The 18,617-nt window shown below is 65.8% G+C and carries 15 protein-coding genes; all 15 read left to right on the top strand.

Going from position 1 to position 18,617, the window contains the following annotated elements; genetic code table 11:
- Positions 1-239: 239 nt before the first annotated feature.
- The 15 genes from AXW83_RS04870 to AXW83_RS04800 all read left to right on the top strand — a co-directional run bounded on the left by AXW83_RS04870 (position 240) and on the right by AXW83_RS04800 (position 18,613).
- Positions 240-947: a GntR family transcriptional regulator gene (locus AXW83_RS04870; RefSeq protein ID WP_066619849.1), complete on the top strand. Its 708-nt coding sequence runs from the start codon at positions 240-242 to the stop codon at positions 945-947.
- On the top strand, positions 944-2,053 hold the full coding sequence (locus AXW83_RS04865) for an isocitrate/isopropylmalate dehydrogenase family protein (RefSeq protein ID WP_066611138.1): 1,110 nt from the start codon (positions 944-946) through the stop codon (positions 2,051-2,053). Before AXW83_RS04870 ends, AXW83_RS04865 begins: the two co-directional genes overlap by 4 nt.
- A 16-nt stretch (positions 2,054-2,069) precedes the next feature.
- Entirely contained in the window at positions 2,070-3,089 is a 1,020-nt protein-coding gene (locus AXW83_RS04860; protein ID WP_066611136.1) for a Gfo/Idh/MocA family protein, read from the top strand.
- Between the two features lie 61 nt (positions 3,090-3,150).
- The gene (locus tag AXW83_RS04855; RefSeq protein WP_066611132.1) at positions 3,151-4,164 is read left to right on the top strand and encodes a TRAP transporter substrate-binding protein; all 1,014 of its coding nucleotides are present in this window, start codon (positions 3,151-3,153) and stop codon (positions 4,162-4,164) included.
- Positions 4,164-4,718: a TRAP transporter small permease gene (locus AXW83_RS04850; RefSeq protein ID WP_066611130.1), complete on the top strand. Its 555-nt coding sequence runs from the start codon at positions 4,164-4,166 to the stop codon at positions 4,716-4,718. The genes AXW83_RS04855 and AXW83_RS04850 overlap by 1 nt, the downstream gene beginning before the upstream one ends.
- A 4-nt stretch (positions 4,719-4,722) precedes the next feature.
- Positions 4,723-6,009, top strand: coding sequence for a TRAP transporter large permease (locus AXW83_RS04845; RefSeq protein ID WP_066611128.1), 1,287 nt, complete (start codon positions 4,723-4,725; stop codon positions 6,007-6,009).
- A 59-nt stretch (positions 6,010-6,068) separates the two neighbouring features.
- Positions 6,069-6,977: an SMP-30/gluconolactonase/LRE family protein gene (locus tag AXW83_RS04840; protein WP_168166059.1), complete on the top strand. Its 909-nt coding sequence runs from the start codon at positions 6,069-6,071 to the stop codon at positions 6,975-6,977.
- Positions 6,978-7,399: 422 nt separating this feature from the next.
- Positions 7,400-8,650 (top strand): ABC transporter substrate-binding protein, encoded by a 1,251-nt coding sequence (locus tag AXW83_RS04835; RefSeq protein WP_066611124.1) that lies wholly within the window; start codon positions 7,400-7,402, stop codon positions 8,648-8,650.
- Between the two features lie 165 nt (positions 8,651-8,815).
- Positions 8,816-9,688 carry a helix-turn-helix transcriptional regulator gene (locus tag AXW83_RS04830; RefSeq protein WP_156639800.1) on the top strand — a complete coding sequence of 291 codons (873 nt, stop codon included), beginning with the start codon at positions 8,816-8,818 and terminating at the stop codon, positions 9,686-9,688.
- Positions 9,681-10,694, top strand: coding sequence for a branched-chain amino acid ABC transporter permease (locus AXW83_RS04825; RefSeq protein WP_066611119.1), 1,014 nt, complete (start codon positions 9,681-9,683; stop codon positions 10,692-10,694). Before AXW83_RS04830 ends, AXW83_RS04825 begins: the two co-directional genes overlap by 8 nt.
- A complete protein-coding gene (locus AXW83_RS04820; protein ID WP_066619839.1) occupies positions 10,694-11,779 on the top strand; it encodes a branched-chain amino acid ABC transporter permease in 1,086 nt (361 codons plus the stop codon). The genes AXW83_RS04825 and AXW83_RS04820 overlap by 1 nt, the downstream gene beginning before the upstream one ends.
- Positions 11,776-12,564 carry an ABC transporter ATP-binding protein gene (locus tag AXW83_RS04815; protein ID WP_066611118.1) on the top strand — a complete coding sequence of 263 codons (789 nt, stop codon included), beginning with the start codon at positions 11,776-11,778 and terminating at the stop codon, positions 12,562-12,564. Before AXW83_RS04820 ends, AXW83_RS04815 begins: the two co-directional genes overlap by 4 nt.
- Positions 12,557-14,800 carry an ABC transporter permease gene (locus tag AXW83_RS04810; RefSeq protein WP_066611117.1) on the top strand — a complete coding sequence of 748 codons (2,244 nt, stop codon included), beginning with the start codon at positions 12,557-12,559 and terminating at the stop codon, positions 14,798-14,800. The genes AXW83_RS04815 and AXW83_RS04810 overlap by 8 nt, the downstream gene beginning before the upstream one ends.
- On the top strand, positions 14,797-15,684 hold the full coding sequence (locus AXW83_RS04805; RefSeq protein WP_442855223.1) for a phosphoenolpyruvate hydrolase family protein: 888 nt from the start codon (positions 14,797-14,799) through the stop codon (positions 15,682-15,684). Before AXW83_RS04810 ends, AXW83_RS04805 begins: the two co-directional genes overlap by 4 nt.
- A 28-nt stretch (positions 15,685-15,712) precedes the next feature.
- The gene (locus AXW83_RS04800; protein ID WP_066611116.1) at positions 15,713-18,613 is read left to right on the top strand and encodes a flotillin family protein; all 2,901 of its coding nucleotides are present in this window, start codon (positions 15,713-15,715) and stop codon (positions 18,611-18,613) included.
- The last annotated feature ends 4 nt before the right edge of the window (positions 18,614-18,617 follow it).

The following is an 18,617-nucleotide window of genomic DNA, read 5'->3' as shown; positions in this document are numbered from 1 at the left end:
TCGCGCTTTTAATAAGCCATGACTTGCCGCTGGTTCGACACACTTCCAGTTCCGAGCATGTGAACCAAAAATTTGCGGGTTGGTCATGCGCGCGCCGGCTGCGCGCTTCTAGCCCAACAGCACTCAGGGCTGCACGTGCGGTTCCCTAAGGAAAATCTGCCGCTCACGCGAAATCCACTTGTCAGCCCACCAGCCATAAGGCAATGTCGCCATTAACGCATACATTAATGGACGCGCATATGATCGCTTTGGCCGGATACGATGAGACCGAGGATGGCTCGCGCCCTCCGCGCTCGTCCGAAGCCGTATATCTGAAGCTGAAACAGGCGATCCTCGACAACCGCTATCCGCCCGGGGCTCAGATCTTAGAGAGCCAGATCGCTTCTGAATTCGAAGCCTCCCGCACGCCGGTCAGGGAATCCTTCGTACGACTCCAGCAGGAGGGGCTGTTGGAGATCGTACCGCGGCACGGGGTGCGAATCTCCGCTCTGTCACCCGGCGACATGCGTGAAATCTACGAAATCCTGATGTCGCTCGAGCCAACCGCGGTCGAACTGCTGGTGGCGCGCCGGCCCGACCGCGCCGAGCTGTCCGGCCTCGTCCGGGCTTGTGACGACATGGAGAATGCGCTGGCGGGCGCGCAGCCTGATCTCGTCGCCTGGGCCATGGCCGATGAGCATTTTCACATGAGCCTGGCCAAGCTTTGCGGCAACAAGCGTCTCGCCGCCATGATCCTGACGGTATGGGACCAGGCCCATCGCGCCCGCATGTTCACGCTGTCGCTGCGGCCTCTGCCCCTGCAATCAACCGCGGAGCACCGTGCCGTCGTCGATGCGGTGCTTGCCGGCGACGGCGACAGGGCACGCGAACTCTATTTTGCCCATCGCAAGCGCGGCGGAAACGAACTCACCACCATCATCGAACGCCACGGAATCCAGCGCCTATGACCTCGAACTCCTTCCATCTCGCCGTTATGCCGGGCGAAGGCATCGGCATTGAAGTGATGCAGGCGGCCTATGTCGTGCTGGAAGCCGTCGAGGAGCGCTTCGGGCTGTCGTTCCGCTCGGAAGAGATCCCCGGCGGCGCCCATCACTACCGCGAGACCGGCGCGACGCTGCCCAAGGACGGCATCGCGCGGGCCGGGAAGGCCGATGCCATCCTGTTCGGCGCCATGGGCTGGCCCGATATACGCTTTCCCGACGGCACCGAGATCGCGCCGCAGCTCGACCTGCGCGTCGCCTACGGACTCTATGCCGGCGTCCGACCGATCCGCGCCATCCCCGGCGTGCCGCCGGCGCTCGCCGACGAGAGGGCAAAGGGCATCGACCTCGTCATCGTGCGTGAATCGACCGAAGGCATGTTCGTGTCGCGCGGCAAGGGCGAGATCATCGACGATCGCGAGGCCCGCGATACACAGGTCATCACGCGCGCGACGACGGAGAAGCTGACCGAATTCAGCTGCGGCCTCGCCCGGCGGCGCAAGGAGACGCGGGGCACGCCGGGCCGCGTCACCATCGTCGATAAGGCCAATGTTTTCCTCTCCTTCGCCTTCATGCGGAAGGTCTTCTACGAAGCCGCCGCCCGGCATCCCGACATCGAGGCCCGGCACCACTATGTCGATGCAATGGCACTCGATCTCGTCCGCAGGCCCTGGGATTTCGACGTGCTGCCGATGGAGAACCTGTTCGGCGATATTCTCTCGGATCTTGGCGCCGGCCTGATCGGCGGCATGGGCTTCGCGCCATCAGCCGATATCGGCGACGCCAACGGCATGTTCCAGCCGAGCCATGGGACGGCCCCCGACATCGCGGGCAAGGGCATCGCCAACCCGACCGCGATGATCCTGTCGGCGGCAATGATGCTCGACTGGCTCGGCGAGACGCGCGGCAGCCAGGCGGCCGTCGATGCCGGCCGCGCCATTGAGCACAGCGTCGATCACGCCTTCGGCAAGCTCGGTCTGCGCAGCCACGACATCGGCGGCAGCAACGGCACGATCGAGATCGGCCAGACGGTCGCCGACCTGATCCGCAGCGGACAGGCCGATCCGCAATGACCGGGGCCTCCCAGCCATGACACTTGCGGTCGCCATCGCGGGCTGCGGCTATTTCAGCCGGTTTCACCAGGACGCCTGGAGCCGGATGGCGGATGTACGCGTCGTCGGCGTGGCCGATCGCGACCCGGACAAGCGCGCGGCCGCAATGGCCCTGTTCCCGCAGGCACGGGCCTTCGCGAATGCCGAAGACATGCTCGATGCGGCGCGGCCCGATCTCGTCGATATCGTCACGCCGCCGCAGACCCATCTGGATCTCGTCCGGGCCGGTGCCGAGCGCAAGATCGCGATGATCTGCCAGAAGCCGCTGGCGCCTGCGTTGCCGGAGGCAATCGAACTGGTTGAGACGGCGGAGCGCGCTGGCACGCTGCTGGCCGTGCACGAGAACTTCCGCTTCATGCCCTGGTTCATGGAGACGCAGGCCCTGATGCATGGCGGCGCCGTCGGCACGCCACTGAACGTCAGCTTCCGCCTGCGGCCGGGCGACGGCCAGGGGCCTGACGCCTATCTCTCGCGCCAGCCCTATTTCCAAGCGATGCCGCGCTTCCTCATCCACGAAACCGGCATCCACCTGATCGACGTCTTTCGCTGCCTGATGGGCGAGATCACCGGCGTCTTCGCTCGTCTGCGCCGGATCAACCCCGTTATCGCAGGCGAGGATGCAGGCTATGTCATCTTCGACTTCGCCAGCGGCGCAGCCGGTCTTTTCGACGGAAACCGTCATGTCGACCATCCCGCAAACGACACCCGCATGACCAATGGCGTGCTCCTGGTCGAGGGCACGCAAGGCGTCATCCGTCTGGATGGCTTCGGCAAGCTCTTCGTCCGTCCACGCGGCGGAGATGAGCGTGAGCATGTCTATGGATGGGAGGATCGCGGTTATGGCGGTGACTGCGTCTACCGTCAGTCGCGCCATGTCGCCGACCATCTCCTGACCGGCTCGGCGCTCGTCAATACCGGTCGCGACTATCTGCGCAATCTCGACATCGAGGAGGCGATCTACCGCTCGGCTGCGGAGGCTCGCTTCATCTCACTTTGAACCACGAGAAGGCGGCAGCAAGCCGCCCGGCTGGCAAACAATCACATCCCGGGAGGATACCATGACCAACAGACGCGATCTCTTGAAGGGCACGGCCGCAGCCGGCCTCGCCATCACCGGCTTCCCCACCATCCTGCGCGCCCAGAGCGCCAAGGTGCTGCGTTTCAGCCATACCGACACCTCGGTAGGTGCACGCCAGCAGGCGGCGGAGATGTTCGCCGCCGCCGTCGAGAAATACACGCAAGGCCGCTACAAGGTGCAGGTCTATCATTCGGGCCAGCTCGCCAACGACGCGAAGTCGCTCGACCAACTCCAGATCGGCGGGCTCGATTTTGCCGTCACGGGCGTCGTCACCTTCACCCCGCATGTGAAGGATCTGTCGCTGATCGCATTGCCTTATCTCGCCGAGAACTACGAGCAGGGCTGGAAGCTCTATGACACCTCGCCCTTCATTGCGAAGCAGGCGGCGGCTTTGCCGGCCAAGGGTATGCGCCTGATCGGCAACTGGGAGGCGGGCTTCCGCAGCTTTACCACCAACTTCCCGCTGAACAGCCCCGCCGACGCCAAGGGCAGGAAGCTCCGCATCGCGCCCGTCGAGATGATCCGCTGGATCATGGAGTCGATCGGCTTCTCGCCCGTGGTGATGCCAGTGACCGAGGTCTATCTCGGCATCCAGCAGAACACCGTCTCGGGCCAAGAAAACCCGATCGACACGATCTTCTCACAGCGCTTCTACGAGGTGGCGAAGTACATCACCCTGTCAAACCACGTCTATTCGCCGCTCTGGCTCGCCATGGGCGAACGCAGCTTCAAGGCCATGACGGCGGCCGACCAAGACGGCGTGATGAAGGCCGCCAAGGAAGCGGGCGACTGGAACCGCCGCGAGGTCCGCGCCAATGACGAGAAGCTTTTGGCCGAGATGACCGCCAAGGGCGCGACCATCGTCAAGCCCGATCTTGCCGCCTGGAGCAAGGCCGCGGAAGGCGCCAACGAGCGTGCCCGCAAGGAGTTCGGTGCTGCGGCGGTCGATCAGATGATCGGAGAAGCCGCCGCCATCCGGAAGGCCATGGGCTGATGGCAACGCCCGACGCCGGAGCCGCGGTCGGATCGTTCTATTTCTACCGACCCGGCCGGCCCGAACCGGCGGTCCTGCGCTTGCTCGGCGACGCGATCGACATCGTCGTCACCGGGCTGGCCATCATGCTGCTGCTTGTCATGTTCGCCAACGTTGCGGCGCGCGTGCTGCTCAACAGCGACATCGCCTGGAACACCGAATTTGGCGAGTTCGTGCTGCTCTGGGCGACTTTTCTGGGTGGCGCCTCGGCGGCGCGGCGTGGTGCTCATATGCGCATTACCGAGTTCGTCGAGGCGATGCCGCCGGCCTGGACCCGCATCGTCGAAATCGCGACGCGGCTCGGCGTGGTAGCGCTGCTCTGCTTTCTGGTCTGGTACGGCTGGAACATCGCGCTGGGCACGATGGAGCAGGAGATGACGGTACTGCACTGGCCGATGGGCGTGCAGTATCTCGCCATGCCGGTCGGTTCGGCGTTGGCGCTCGTCTACGTGCTCTACGAGACGACACTGCTGGCTCGCGGCGAGCCCATCCCTCAAGAAGTCTTCATGGATTGAAACAATGGTGCTTGCCGTCATCTGCGTGCTTTTCTTCGCTCTTGCGCTGCTAGGAATGCCGCTGGTCTGGGCGCTGCTGCTGACCACGATCTCGACGATCGGGATCTTCGGCCAGGGTTATCCGCTCGAAGCGATCTTCCTCTCCTATCTCTCCAGCGTCGAGCCGCTGCATCTGGCGGCGATCCCGCTCTTTATCTTCACCGGCGAGCTCATCACCCATGGCGGCGTTGGCAAGCGGCTGATCGATTTTGCACGCTCGCTTCTCGCCTTCATGCCAGGCGGGCTCGGGGTCGTCACAGTCTCGGCCTGCACGATGTTTGGCTCGGTGTCGGGTTCGGCGGTTGCCGATTCCGCCGCGATCGGATCGATCATGGTGCCGCGCATGGCCGAGCGCGGCTATCCGCGTGCCTTTGCCGGCGCGCTGATCGCGGTCGCCGGCACCATCGGCGTGTTGATGCCGCTCTCGATCCCCCTGCTCGTCTATGGCTTCGTCGGCAACGTCTCGATCCGCGAATTGCTGGTTTCGGGCGTGTTCCCGGCCTTCACGCTCGCCTTCGCGCTGATCCTGCTTTGCATCTGGAAGGGCCGCTCGCTGGGGTGCGACCTCGGCGGCGCAATGCCCAGCCGGCGCGAGATCTGGCGCAGCTTCGTCGCGATCCTGCCGGCTTCGGGGATGCCGGTCGTGATCCTGGGCGGCATCCTGACCGGCATCTTCACACCGACGGAGGCCGCCTCTATCGCGGTGTTCTACGGGTTGATTCTCGCGCTCTTCGTCTATCGCGAAGTCAAGCCGAGCCAGGTGCCGGAGATGCTGCTGCATTCATTTCGCACCAGCGCGGTGGTCATGCTCGTCGTCGGCGCGACCGGGGCGCTGTCCTGGCTGATCACGGTCGAGCAGATCCCGGCCAATCTGGCAGCTGCGATCCTGGCGATTTCCGAGAACAAATATGTCTTCCTGCTGCTTCTCAACGTTGCGCTGATCCTGGTCGGCATCTTCCTCGAGCCGCTGCCTTCTCTGATGCTGACTGCGCCTCTCTTCATCCCCACGGCCAAGGCTTTCGGCATCGACCCGGTGCATCTCGGCCTGATCATGGTGTTCAATCTGGTGATCGGGCTCTACACGCCCCCCGTCGGCGGCACGCTCTTCGTCGCGGCCAAGATCGCGCGCGTCGGCATGGTCGCGATCTCGCGCGAGTTGATCCCGATGTTCGCGATCGCGCTGATCGTGCTGTTTGCCGTCACCTATATCGAGGCGATACCGATGGCACTCGTCTGGTTCATGCGCGGATGACTCCGATCCCGCTCTCCGAGGTCTCGCTGCTCGGCCAAGGGTTGGTGCGCCCCGAATGCGTGCTCGCCACCGCGCGCGGCGATCTCTTCACCGCCGACTGGCGCGGCGGCGTCGCCCATCTGAAGCCTGACGGAACACAAGCGCTATACACCGCCGCGACAGCGGACATTCCCGAGGGCCTGCGCCCCAACGGCATCGCGCTGGAGCCCGACGGCTCCTTCCTGTTCGCCAATCTCGGCAGCGAGATTGGCGGCGTCTGGAGGCTGACGCGGGACGGCCAGGTCTCGCCCGTTCTAACCGAGATCGACGGACAGCCCATCCCGCCTTCCAACTACGTGGTTCGCGACCGCGAAGGACGGCTCTGGCTCACCGTGTCGACACGGCTGAAGCCACGGTCGCTCGACTATCGGCTCGATTCCTCGACCGGTTTCGTCGCGGTGCTCGACGAGCGGGGCGCGAGGATCGTCGCCGACGGACTCGGGTTCACCAATGAATGCCAGATCACGCCGGACGGACGCTGGCTTTATGTCAACGAGACCTATGGCAGGCGGCTCAGCCGCTTCCCTATCACCCCCGGTGCGCGATTGGGACCCAAGCAGGTCGTGCATGAATTTGACGCGGGGCAGTTTCCAGATGGTCTGGCTTTCGATGCCAACGGCAAGGTCTGGATCGCCGGGGTAATTTCAAATCAGCTCCTGCGGATCGATCCCGAAGGCGGGCACGCCGAGATCATTATCAGCGAGACTGATGCGCGCCATGTTGCCTGGGTGGAGGAAGCCTTCGTCGCCAATGGGTTGGGCCGTCTGCAAATGGATTCAAACCCGGCCGTCACGCTGCGGAACCTGTCGAGCATAGCCTTTGGCGGACCTGACCTTAAAACCGGCTATCTGGGCTGTTTGCTCGGCGACCATATTGGCATAGTCCGCCTCCCGGTGAGCGGCACTGCACCAGTGCACTGGCATTATTGATACTGGTTGCAACCCGTCTCACGGTCTTAATGCGCCAGGAGCAGACGTCCAGCGCCGAGCAAAGAACCGGACAGTCGCATCCGTCCCTAACGTCGAATGTGTCCGGACGGCGCGCCAATGTGAACGCGCGGCTGCCAACGGCGTGGCCTTCATACCATGTTCTTACTAGCCGATCATCCTTGGAACTGCTGATAGGAAGAGCGAAGGCTTGGCATCCGTCCAATCGGCTGCCAGCTAAGGTTCACGCGGAGTCGATGCTAACTTCAGGGCCGCGACTGGAGCCAAAAAGCAGACCCAGCGCAATATCCATGACCTTGGCAGCGTCTCGCACTATGTTACCGTGCGTTTAGAGCGGATCAAAAAGCCGCCACCGGCTTCGCCGTAGGAACCTTCGGCGCAGCTAGCACGCAGGGAGGAATACGATGCGTAAGACGCTTATGGCCGCTGTCGCGGTTTGCAGTCTCGTGGCGGCCTCAGCGGTCGCCAATGCCCAGGAAAAACTCAAGATCGGTGTGATGGCGACGCTGTCGGGCGCTTTGACGTCCGGCGGCGAGGATGGCGTTCGCGGCGTCCAGATCGCGGCCAAGGAACTCGGCAACAAGCTCGCGGGCCGCGAGTTCGAACTCATTATCACGTCCACGGACGCCAGCCCGGATTCCGCGCTGCGCGCTGCGCGCAAGCTGGTCGAGCAGGACAAGGTGCAGCTCATCATCGGGCCGCTTTCCGGCTCCGAGGGCATCGCCATGCGCGATTACAGCAAGACGGTGCCCAATCTCGTCATGATCAACGGCTCGTCGGGCGCGCTCGAGACCACCTTCGTCAATCCCTCGCCGAACTTCTTCCGCTTCAACAGCGACGGCGCGATGTGGATGGCCGGTCTCGGCGAATACGTCTTCAAGGACAAAGGCTTCAAGAAGGTCGCCGTGATCGGCGAGGACTATTCCTTCCCCTACACGCAGGTCTTCGGCTTCGCGCTCGGCTATTGCCGCGCAGGGGGCGACATCACCCAGCGCCAGTGGGTGCCGCTCGGCACCAAGGATTTCGGCTCGGTGATCGCCAACATCCCCGACGATGTCGATGCCGTCTTTCTCGGGCTGGGCGGGGGCGACGCGGTCAACTTCCTGAACCAGTACAGCCAGACCGGCGGCAAGGCCAAGTTCATCGGCGGCTCCATCATGGTCGACCAGACCGTGCTGTCGTCGAAGGGCGCCGCCAAGCGTCTGCTGGTGGGCACGCCCTCTTCGGGCGGCGTCGCCGACGCCTGGGACGATCCGCGTTGGAAGGCCTGGGTCAAGGCCTATCAGGACGCCTTCCCGGCCGACAAGCGCTTCGCCAGCCCCTCGCTGTTCGCGACAAACTATTACAATGCCGTCAAGGCCCTGGCGATCGCGATGGACAAGGTCAAAGGCGACATTTCGGATGGCGGTGCCAAGCTGCGGGCCGAACTCGCCAAGATCGAACTCGATGCGCCCAACGGCAAGATCAAACTCGACGACAACCGGCAGGCGATCGCCACGACCTTCATCACCGAAGTAGCGGAGCTGCCGAACGGCGATCTGACCAACAAGTTCGTCCGTGCGGTTCCCGACGTGACCCAGACGCTGGGGCTCTCGCTCGAGGCGTTCAAAGCGGTGGGGCTGCCGTCGCGGACCAACCCGGAATGCAAGAAATAGGCGCCTGAGCGCTGCGACGAAGGGGGAGGAACGCGAGATGCGCGCCCCCTTCGATCCTGTCATGTCCCGACGCCAGGCGCCTGCGAGCCGATCTCGCGGCGCAAGGATGGCGGCTTGCCTGATGAGGCCGAGCTTCCGCCGTCGGATTTTCTTTCGCGAGGCACCATGAGTCGCGCAGTCGCGGTCTGTCACGGTCCGTTCGGCCGGGTTTCGATCTACGATCTCGACCGTCCGCTGGTGCTGCACGCCCATCGCGAGGCCCATCTGATCTTCTTCCTGGAGGGATCGCGCGGGCTCGTCACCGTCGGTGGCCGTTCCACGCGCATCGACCCCTTCATGGGCATCGCCATCAACCCGTGGGAGCCGCATAATTTCCAGCCGGAGAGTGCCGGTTGCTTTGGCCTCTTCCTCGTCGTCTATCTCAGGCCGGAGTGGCTGGCAGCCCAGAGCATGACTCCGGCCGGAGGGCTGGTCTTTCCGTCATCGGAGCTGGTCGTCACCCGCGAGCTTGCCGCCTGGCGCGACAAGGTCGTCGAGATGCTGCTGTCTCCACGCCGCGACCTCAATCTCGAGCCGGTGCTGATGGCGCTGGCGCAGGCTTCGAGCGAGCCGATCGAGCCGGATCTGGCCTCCTCCTTCGCCCATCTCTCGCCGGAGGGCGCGCTCGACTGCCGCGTGCTGCGCGCCTGTCGGCTGCTCGAGGACCATCCAAGCTACGATGGTGCGCTCGAACGTGTCGCCCGGGAGGCCGGCCTGTCGCGTGCCCATTTCTTCAAGCTCTTCCGCCAACAGGTCGGCGTCACCCCGACGGTGTTCGCCAACACGGTCCGACTCGACGCTGCGCTCGACCGGCTCGTCTTCTCGCAGGATCCCGTGACCCGGATCGGAAACCGCCTCGGCTTCTCCTGCCAGAGCGTCTTCACGCGCTTCTTCACCGCCCATATGGGCATGGCGCCGCGTGACTACCGCCGCGTGCTGCGCACGGTCGGGCCCGCGCCGATGCAGGTGGCCCATCTCATGCAGGCGGCCCATGTCTGATTTCATCGCACGCCGCCCCGTCTGGTCGCTGATCATCATCTTCGCGGTGGCGATCCTCTTCTGGCTCGTCTTCGCGATCTGGACACCGGGGATGGAGGCCGCGTTTGGGCGCAAGCGCGTTTTCCTCAGCGCGCTGTTCAACGGGATCACGCTGGGCGCACTTTATTTCCTCGTCGCCAGCGGATTCACGCTGATCTTCGGGCTGATGCGCAACGTCAACCTGGCGCATGGCTCGCTGTATCTGTTTGGCGGCTATCTCGGCTACAGCGTCGGCGAATTGACCGGCTCCTGGCTGGTTGCTCTGCTGGTCTCGTTCCTTGTCGTGGCCATCGTCGGCATCCTGATGCAGGTGCTGCTGTTCCGCTGGATGGAAGGCCAGGATCTCCGGCAGACGCTGGTCACGATCGGCCTCTCGATCATCTTCGCCGATCTGCTGCTGTGGAACTATGGCGGCGACACCTTCCAGGTGACGACGCCGGACTGGCTCTCCGGGCCCGTGACGCTGCCCTTCGCCGTGGCCCTGCGCAGCAATGGCGAGGCGGTCATGATGACCTACCCGCTCGTTCGCATCGCCATTCTCGTCGGCGCGATCGTCCTCGGCGTGCTGATGTGGCTCGCGCTGAACCGCACGCGGGTCGGAATGCTGGTGCGAGCCGGCGTGGACGATCGCGACATGCTGTCGGCGACCGGCGTGCGGGTGCAACTGATCTTCGTCATGGTCTTCGCCTTCGGCGCCGGGCTTGCGGGGCTCGCCGGCGTCATCGGCGGCACGTTCCAGTCGCTGCAGCCGGGCGAAGACACGCGTATCCTCCTGTCTTCGCTCGTGGTCGTCATCGTCGGCGGGATGGGCTCCATTCCGGGCGCGGCCATCGGCGCGCTCATCGTCGGCCTCGCCGAGCAGTTCGGCTCGGTCTACATGCCGACCTATGCGGTGATGCTGACGTTCATCATCATGGTCGCGGTCCTGGCGGTGCGGCCCGAAGGCCTCGCGGCGAGGCGCGGATGATGGCGATCGCGGACCTCAACCTCGAGCAGCGCGCCCGCCCCCGCGAGAGCTTCGGCGACTGGGTGGGTCGGCGGGGCACGGCCTTCTGGATCGTCGCCGGGTTGTTGCTCCTGATGCCCGCGATCGCGAGCTCCTTCTGGCTCATTCAGATCGTCGCCTATGCGATGATCCTGGGCATGATCGCGCTGAGCCTGATGTTTCTGGCCGGCTATGGCGGCATCGTCAGCCTGGTTCAGATGACGGTGGCGGGCTTCGCCGGCTACCTCGTCGCGATCCTGGGCGACAGCGCGATCTCGCAGATCAGCCTGCACTGGCCGTGGTGGCTCGCCGCTCCGGTCGCAATCCTGGTGGCGACACTGTTCGGCACCCTCAGCGGCGCGCTCTCGGTCCGCACCGAGGGCATCTACACGATCATGATCACGCTCGCGATCGCCTCGGCCTTCTACTACCTGACGCTGCAGAACTATACGATCTTCAACGGATTCAGCGGCTTCAACGGCATCCTGCCGCCCACCTTCCTCGGTGTCGAATGGGGCCAGAGTCTGCCCTTCTACTATCTGACGCTGGCCTGCGCGGCGCTGGCCTATGGCGTCGTCGTCTACGTCTCCCGCGCTCCCTTCGGGCTGGCCCTGCAGGGAACCCGCGACAATCCGCGTCGCATGGCGGCGCTGGGCTTCGATGTCGTCGCGCACCGCATCCTGGCCTACACGTTCGCCTCGCTGATCGCCGCCTGCGCGGGCGTCCTTCTCGTCTGGTACCAGCGCCAGATCTCACCCGGCACGGCCGGCGTCGGCCCGGTGGTCGACATGCTGATCATCGCGGTGGTCGGAGGCCTGAGCCGCCCCATCGGCCCCTTCATCGGCGCGCTGGTCTATGTCCTGCTGCGCACCTTCGCGCTCGATGTGCTGGAGGGCGTCGGCCTCGACGGCCGGCGCTACCAGTTGCTGATCGGCCTCGGCTTCCTGGTCATCGTGCTGTTCTCGCCGGACGGGCTGATCGGCATCTGGCAAAGGCTGCGCGAGCGCTACCGCCGTAGCGGCGACGCCCGCAATACCCAGATGGGCTCCGGTGGAGGCTCGCCATGAGCGCGCTCGCCACACGCGAACGCCTGACGGCGGCCGGATCGGCCAACGCGCTGGAACTGCGCGGCGTCTCGCGTCTGTTTGGCGCGCTGGCGGCGCTCACCGACATCACGCTTTCGGTGAAGCCCGGCGAGAGGCGCGCCGTGCTCGGCTCGAACGGTGCCGGCAAGACGACGCTGTTCAACTGCATCACGGGCGATTTCGCGCCGAGTTCCGGCGTCATTCGTTTCTTCGGCGAAGATGTCACCGCCTTCCCGCCGCAGGAGCGCATCCGGCGCGGTTTGCGCCGCACTTACCAGATCTCGTCGCTCTTCTCGGGACTGTCGGTCCTCGACAATGTCTATCTCGCCTGCCGGGGCGTCTCGCGGAACCGCTTCTCGCTGCTGCGCCCGCGCCGCGACGATGCACTGATTCATGCCGCCGAAACGCTGGTGGAGGCCGTGCATCTTGCGCCCGTGAAGGACCGGCTGGTCGGCGAACTCGCCTATGGCCAGCAGCGCCAGCTCGAGATCGCACTCGCGCTGTCGGGCGCACCGCGTTTCATCCTGTTCGACGAGCCGGCGGCGGGCCTGTCGCCGACCGAGCGGCGCGACCTCGTCCATATCCTGACCTCGCTGCCGAGCCATATCGGCTACATCATCATCGAGCACGATATGGATGTGGCGCTGCGCGTCGTCGAGAGCGTGACGATGATGCACAACGGACGCATCTTCAAGGAAGGCGCGCCCAACGAGATCGAGACCGACCCCGAGGTCCAGGAACTCTACCTCGGAGGTGGTCATGGCTGAGCGCCTGAAGGCCCCGCCGGGCGCCGGCGTGCCGATCCTGCAGATCGCGGGGCTCAACGTCTTCTATGGCCGTTCCCATGCGCTGCAGGGCGTCGATCTCACGCTGCAGAGCGGCGTGCTCTCGGTCGTCGGCCGCAACGGCATGGGCAAGACGACCATGTGCAAGGCGATCATGGGGCTGGTGCCGATCAGCTCCGGCTCGATCCGCTTCTTCGGCGAGGAGATCGCCGGCCGCAGTCCCGCCGAGATCGCACGGCTCGGCATCGGCTACGTGCCCCAGGGCCGCCGGCTCTGGCGCTCGCTGACGGTCGACGAACATCTGCGGCTGATGCAGCGCGGCAAGCGCGGCGCCTGGACGCCTGAGCGAATCTATGAGGCCTTCCCGCGGCTGGCGGAGCGCCGCAACAATGGCGGCGCGCAACTGTCCGGCGGCGAGCAGCAGATGCTGGCGATCAGCCGCGCGCTGCTGATGAATCCGCGCCTTTTGATCATGGACGAGCCGACGGAGGGGCTCGCGCCCGTCATCGTCGCCCATGTCGAGGACATGCTGGTGCGGCTCGCCGAACAGGGCGACGTCGCGATCCTGGTCATCGAGCAGAACATCGGCGTCGCGACGGAAATGTCGGACCCCGTCGCGATCATGGTCAATGGCCGGGTCAACCGCATCATCGCCTCGGCCACGCTGGCGGGCGACCGCGAACTGCAGCAGCGTCTGCTCGGTGTCGGCCGCCATGGCCATGACGAGACGGACGGAGCGCCGAGCGTCGCGGAGACTCCCGAGGGCGGGGCACCGCGTGCCCCCTCCCCGCCGACCGGGCCGATGCGAGTCTACAACGCCAACCCAGTCATCCCGACACGCTGGTCGCAGCCGGTGCCGGCGGCGCGCATCGAGGCGCAAGCCCGGACGATCTCGCGCCCGACGCTGGCAACGCTTGACGGCCGGAGCGTCGCCGACGGTAGACGCCATGCACCCTCAGCTAGTGGCGAGCCCCATGTCATCGTCGTCGGCACGCTCGACACCAAAGGCGAGGAGCTGCGCTTCATCCGCGATCTCGTCCAGGCAGAAGGGGTGCGGGCGCGGCTGGTCGATATCTCGACGTCGGGCCGCAGCGCGGGCGGCGACGTCAATCCCCAGGAGATCGCGCTCGCCCATCCGCGCGGCTCGGCCGGCATCGCCTCGGGCGATCGCGGGGCTGCGGTCGCGGCAATGACGGAGGCGTTCAAGGCCTGGCTGCCGCGCCAGCAGGGCGTTCTCGGCATCATCTCGGCCGGCGGCTCGGGGGCGACCGCGATGGTGACGCCGGCGATGCAGGCGCTGCCGATCGGCCTGCCGAAGCTGATGATCTCGACCATGGCCTCGGGCGATGTCGCGGCTTACGTCGGCGCCGCCGACATCACCATGATGCATTCCGTCACGGACGTGCAGGGGCTGAACCGGGTCTCGCGGCTCGTACTGGGCAATGGCGCGCGCGCCATCGCCGCCATGGCCAAGGCGCGGCTGGCCGAACTGACGAAGCCCGCAGCGGCGCGACGTGGCGAGGCGGAGAAGCCGCTGGTCGGCCTCACCATGTTCGGCGTCACGACACCCTGCGTGCAGCAGGTCTCAAAGCTACTGGAGGCCGAGTGGGAGCCGCTCGTCTTCCATGCCACCGGTACGGGCGGCCGCGCGCTGGAGAAGCTCGTCGATTCAGGGCTGGTCGGAGCCGTCATAGACGTCTCCACCACCGAGATCTGCGACATGATGATGGGTGGGCTCCTGCCGGCGACGGAAGACCGTTTCGGAGCGATCATCCGCACGCGCATCCCCTATGTCGGTTCGGTCGGCGCGCTCGACATGGTCAATTTCTTCGCCCCGGAAACAGTCCCGGAGCGCTATCGCGGCCGCAATTTCTATCCGCACAACCCGCAGATCACGCTGATGCGCACCACGGTGGAGGAGAATGCGCGGATGGGCCGCTGGATCGGCGAGCGGCTGAACACGATGGAGGGGCCCGTGCGGTTCCTCCTGCCCGAACGGGGTGTCTCGGCGCTCGATGCACCAGGCCAACCCTTCCACGACCCCGCCGCGGATGCGGCCCTGTTCCAGGCGCTGGAGCAGACGGTGCGTCAGACAGCGACACGGCAGCTGATCCGCTGCCCGCACCACATCAACGACCCGGCCTTCGCCGCCGCCCTGGTGCGGGAGTTCAAGGCCCTGCACGCCGGCCGGCGTCGCGAACGGACAGCGAAGGCATGAAGTTTCCCATGGCCAGCTTCGACAAGAAATCCCTGCTGAAGCGCTTCCGGGCGATGGTCGCGGCCGGTGAGCCGATCGTGGGCGGCGGCGCGGGGACCGGGCTGTCTGCGAAATGCGAGGAGGCCGGCGGCATCGACCTCATCGTGATCTACAATTCCGGACGCTACCGCATGGCCGGACGCGGCTCGTTGTCAGGGATGATGCCCTATGGCGATGCCAATGCCATCGTCATGGAGATGGCGGCCGAGGTGCTGCCGGTGGTGAAGTCCACGCCAGTCGTCGCCGGCGTCTGCGGCACCGACCCGTTCCGCAGGATGGATGCCTTCCTCGACGAGGTCGCGCGTATCGGCTTCGCCGGGGTGCAGAACTTCCCGACCGTCGGGCTGATCGACGGCGTCTTCCGCAAGAATCTCGAAGAGACCGGCATGGGCTACGGCCTCGAGGTCGAGATGATCGCGCTCGCCAACGCGAAGGGCCTGCTGACGACGCCCTACGTCTTCAACGAGGCCGATGCGCGCGCCATGGCGAAGGCGGGCGCCGACATCATCGTCTGCCATCTCGGCCTGACGACGGGCGGGGCGATTGGCGCCGAGACGGCGCTGAAGCTCGCCGACTGCCCGGCGCTGGTCGATGCATGGGCGTCCGCCGCGCTGGCAGTCAAGAAGGATGCGCTGATCCTCGTGCATGGCGGCCCGGTCGCCGAGCCCGCCGATGCCGATTTCATCATGAAGAACACCAGGCACTGCCACGGCTTCTATGGCGCCTCTTCGATGGAGCGCCTGCCGGTCGAGGTCGCGATCCGCGAACAGACTCGCGCCTTCAAGCGCATCGGCCGCGATCTCACAGTCAAGAAGCCGGCCACCAAGGCCGGAAAAGCGAAATGACCCAGGCTACGGGCGGGAGGATGAGGACATGACGGGACAGCTGATCGGATCGCTGATCCTCTGGCTGATCGTGGCGGTGATCGTCATCGCCATCGTCGTCTATCTGGTGAACTGGCTGTATCGGCGCTCGTCGAAGGAGGTCTCCTTCGTCCGCACCGGCCTGTTCGGCGAGCGTGTGGTGATCAATGGCGGCGCCTTCGTGCTGCCGATCATCCATGACGTCACTCCCGTCAACATGAACGTGCTGCAGCTCGCCGTGACGCGGGCCAGCAACGACGCGCTGATCACCCGCGACCGGATGCGCGTCGATATCGACGCGGAATTCTATGTCCGGGTGAAGCCGGAGCGGGACTCCGTCTCAGTCGCCGCCGCGACACTGGGCCGGCGCACGCTGCAGCCCGACCAGCTCCATGCCCTGCTGTCGGGCAAGTTCATCTCGGCGCTGCGCACCGTCGCCTCCGAGATGACGATGGAGGAAATGCACGAGCAGCGCGGGATGTATGTCCAGCGCGTCAAGGAGGCCGCGGCCGAGGCGCTCGACCAGAACGGCCTGCTGCTGGAATCGGTGGCGCTGACCGACCTCGACCAAACCGACCTGCAGTATTTCAACCCATCCAACCGCTTCGATGCCGCCGGCCTGACGCGGATCATCGAGGAGATCGAGGACAAGCGGAAGCTGCGCAACGACATCGAGCAGGATTCGATGATCCGCATCCGCACCCGCAATCTCGAAGCCGAGCGGCAGGCGCTCGACATCGAGCGCGACAGCGAGGCGGCAAGGCTCGAACAGCAGCGCGAGATCGAGATCAAGCGCGCCGTGCAGCGCGCGGACATCGCCCGCGAGCGTGCCGCCCGCGACACAGAGGCCGAGCAGGCCCTGATCCTCTCCCGCGAGGAGATCGAAAAGTCCCGCATCTCCAACGAGCGCGCGATCAGCGAGGCGCGCATCGTGTCCGACCGTGACATTCGGCAGCAAGAGATCGCGCGCACCCAGGCGGTCGAGGAAGCCGAGATCGCCTCGCGCGAGTTGATCGAGAAAGCCCGCATCGCCAACGAGCAGGCAATCAGCTCCGCGCGCATCGCCTCGGAGCGCGATATCCGGCAAAAGGAGATCGAGCGCGCCAGGATGCTGGAGGCGGCCGAGATCGCGGCGCGCGAGGCGACCGAGAAAGCCCGCATCCTTCAGGAGAGCGCTGTCAGCGCCGCCCGGATCGCCAGCGAGCAGGAGGTCCGCAACCGCGAGATCGAGCGCACCCGCGTTCTCGACCAGGAGGATATCGCGGCGCGCGAGGCCGTCGATACCGCCCGCATCGGCCAGGAGGAGCGCGTTCGCGCGCTCGGTATCGCCCGCAACCGGGCCCTCGACGAAGCCGAGATCGCAGCCCGCGAGGCGGTCGAGAAGGCCCGCATTGCACAGGAGAACGTGCTGACTGCCGACCGCATCGCGCTTGAGCAGCGCAAGCGCCTGCTCGAGATCGAACAGACCGAGACGATCGAGGCGGCCGAGATCTCGGCGCGCGAGACAGTGGAAAAGGCGCGCATCAGCCAGGAGCGCATCGTCGCCGGCGAGCGCATCCGCCGCGACGAAGAGGTCCGCAATCTCGAAATCGCCCGCAATCAGGCGATCGACACCGCCGAGATCGCCGCGCGCGAGGCCACGGAGGCCGCGCGGATCGCGCAGGAGAAGGTCGTCGCCGCCGAGCGCATCGCCGCCGAACTCTCGACCAAGGAGCTGGAGATCCGCCGCAACGCCGATATCGACTCAGCGGAGCTGAAGCGCCGCGACACCGTCGAGCGGCGCCGCATCGCCACCGAACTCGGGCTCGACGAGGAGCGCATCAACTCGGCAAAATCCCGCGAGATGCTGCAGATAGCCCAGAAAAAGGCGGTCGAGGTGGCGGAGGAAGACCGCGCCATCGTGCTCGCCGCCAAGAAGGTCGAACGCACTGACGCCGACAGCGCCCTGCGGCAGGCCGAGATCGTCGCCAAGCAGCAGGTCGAGACCGTCGATATCGTCCGCGAGCAGGCGCTGGAAACCACGCGGATCGAGCGCCGGCGCGCGCTGGAGCAGCTTGAAATCGCGCGGACCCAGGCGCTGCAGGAAGCCCAGATCGCCTCGAATGAGGAGGTCGAGCGCGCCCGCATCTCGTCGGATCGCGGGCTCGACGAAGCCCGGGTCGGGCGTCAGCGCGAGCTGCGCAAGCTCGAGATCGCCCGCGAGCGCGATGTCGAATCCGCCGCCATGGACAAGGCGATCGCGCTTTACACCAAATCGCTGGAGGAATCCGCCGCCCAGGCCAATGCCGAGATCGCCCGCGCCAAAGCGGTCGAAGCCGAGGAACAGGTCAAGACGGTTCGCGAGAGCGAAGGCGCCAGGCGGCGCAAGACCGTCGAGGTCCTGCTGGCCGAGAAGGCGGCGGAGGAATCCAATATCGCAGCCGCGGCCGACAAGGTCCGCCGCACCGTCGAGGCCGAAGCGCAGAAGCTTCTTTACGAGGCCGAGAACGTGCTTAGCGATGGGTCCCGCTATGGCCTGTTCCGCCGCCGCCTGCTCGACAAGATCGAGGGCATCGTGCGCGAGAGCGTCAAGCCGATGGAGAAGATCGACAGCATTCGCATCCTTCATGTCGACGGGCTCGCCGGCGTCGGCGGGAGCGGCGGCACAGGGGGGGCTGCGCGCTCGCCCACCGACGAGGTCATCGAATCCGCCCTGCGCTACCGCGTGCAGGCGCCGATGATCGACCAGGTGCTCAAGGAAATCGGCATCGAGGGCGGCAATCTCGCCAAGATGGGCGGCCTGATGCGCGAGGCCTCCGACATGCAGCGCGTCGCCAAGGATGCGCAGCCGGCCAAACCGAAAGAATCCGGGGAGGCCAAAACCGGGGGCGAGGGCAAGCCGCCCGAGCCCAGCCCCGGCAAGACATCTTGAGGCG

It is taken from the genome of Bosea sp. PAMC 26642, assembly GCF_001562255.1.
GTDB lineage: Bacteria > Pseudomonadota > Alphaproteobacteria > Rhizobiales > Beijerinckiaceae > Allobosea.
The sequence above is the reverse complement of the archived record's forward strand: the minus strand, read 5'-3'. Positions and strand labels throughout refer to the sequence as shown.

Excerpts from the sequence above, each read along its gene's own strand:
- AXW83_RS04870 (WP_066619849.1), top strand. The coding sequence starts at position 240 with ATGATCGCTTTGGCCGGATACGATGAGACCGAGGATGGCTCGCGCCCT.
- AXW83_RS04865 (WP_066611138.1), top strand. The coding sequence starts at position 944 with ATGACCTCGAACTCCTTCCATCTCGCCGTTATGCCGGGCGAAGGCATC.
- AXW83_RS04860 (WP_066611136.1), top strand. The coding sequence starts at position 2,070 with ATGACACTTGCGGTCGCCATCGCGGGCTGCGGCTATTTCAGCCGGTTT.
- AXW83_RS04855 (WP_066611132.1), top strand. The coding sequence starts at position 3,151 with ATGACCAACAGACGCGATCTCTTGAAGGGCACGGCCGCAGCCGGCCTC.
- AXW83_RS04850 (WP_066611130.1), top strand. The coding sequence starts at position 4,164 with ATGGCAACGCCCGACGCCGGAGCCGCGGTCGGATCGTTCTATTTCTAC.
- AXW83_RS04845 (WP_066611128.1), top strand. The coding sequence starts at position 4,723 with ATGGTGCTTGCCGTCATCTGCGTGCTTTTCTTCGCTCTTGCGCTGCTA.
- AXW83_RS04835 (WP_066611124.1), top strand. The coding sequence starts at position 7,400 with ATGCGTAAGACGCTTATGGCCGCTGTCGCGGTTTGCAGTCTCGTGGCG.
- AXW83_RS04830 (WP_156639800.1), top strand. The coding sequence starts at position 8,816 with ATGAGTCGCGCAGTCGCGGTCTGTCACGGTCCGTTCGGCCGGGTTTCG.
- AXW83_RS04825 (WP_066611119.1), top strand. The coding sequence starts at position 9,681 with ATGTCTGATTTCATCGCACGCCGCCCCGTCTGGTCGCTGATCATCATC.
- AXW83_RS04820 (WP_066619839.1), top strand. The coding sequence starts at position 10,694 with ATGGCGATCGCGGACCTCAACCTCGAGCAGCGCGCCCGCCCCCGCGAG.
- AXW83_RS04815 (WP_066611118.1), top strand. The coding sequence starts at position 11,776 with ATGAGCGCGCTCGCCACACGCGAACGCCTGACGGCGGCCGGATCGGCC.
- AXW83_RS04810 (WP_066611117.1), top strand. The coding sequence starts at position 12,557 with ATGGCTGAGCGCCTGAAGGCCCCGCCGGGCGCCGGCGTGCCGATCCTG.
- AXW83_RS04805 (WP_442855223.1), top strand. The coding sequence starts at position 14,797 with ATGAAGTTTCCCATGGCCAGCTTCGACAAGAAATCCCTGCTGAAGCGC.
- AXW83_RS04800 (WP_066611116.1), top strand. The coding sequence starts at position 15,713 with ATGACGGGACAGCTGATCGGATCGCTGATCCTCTGGCTGATCGTGGCG.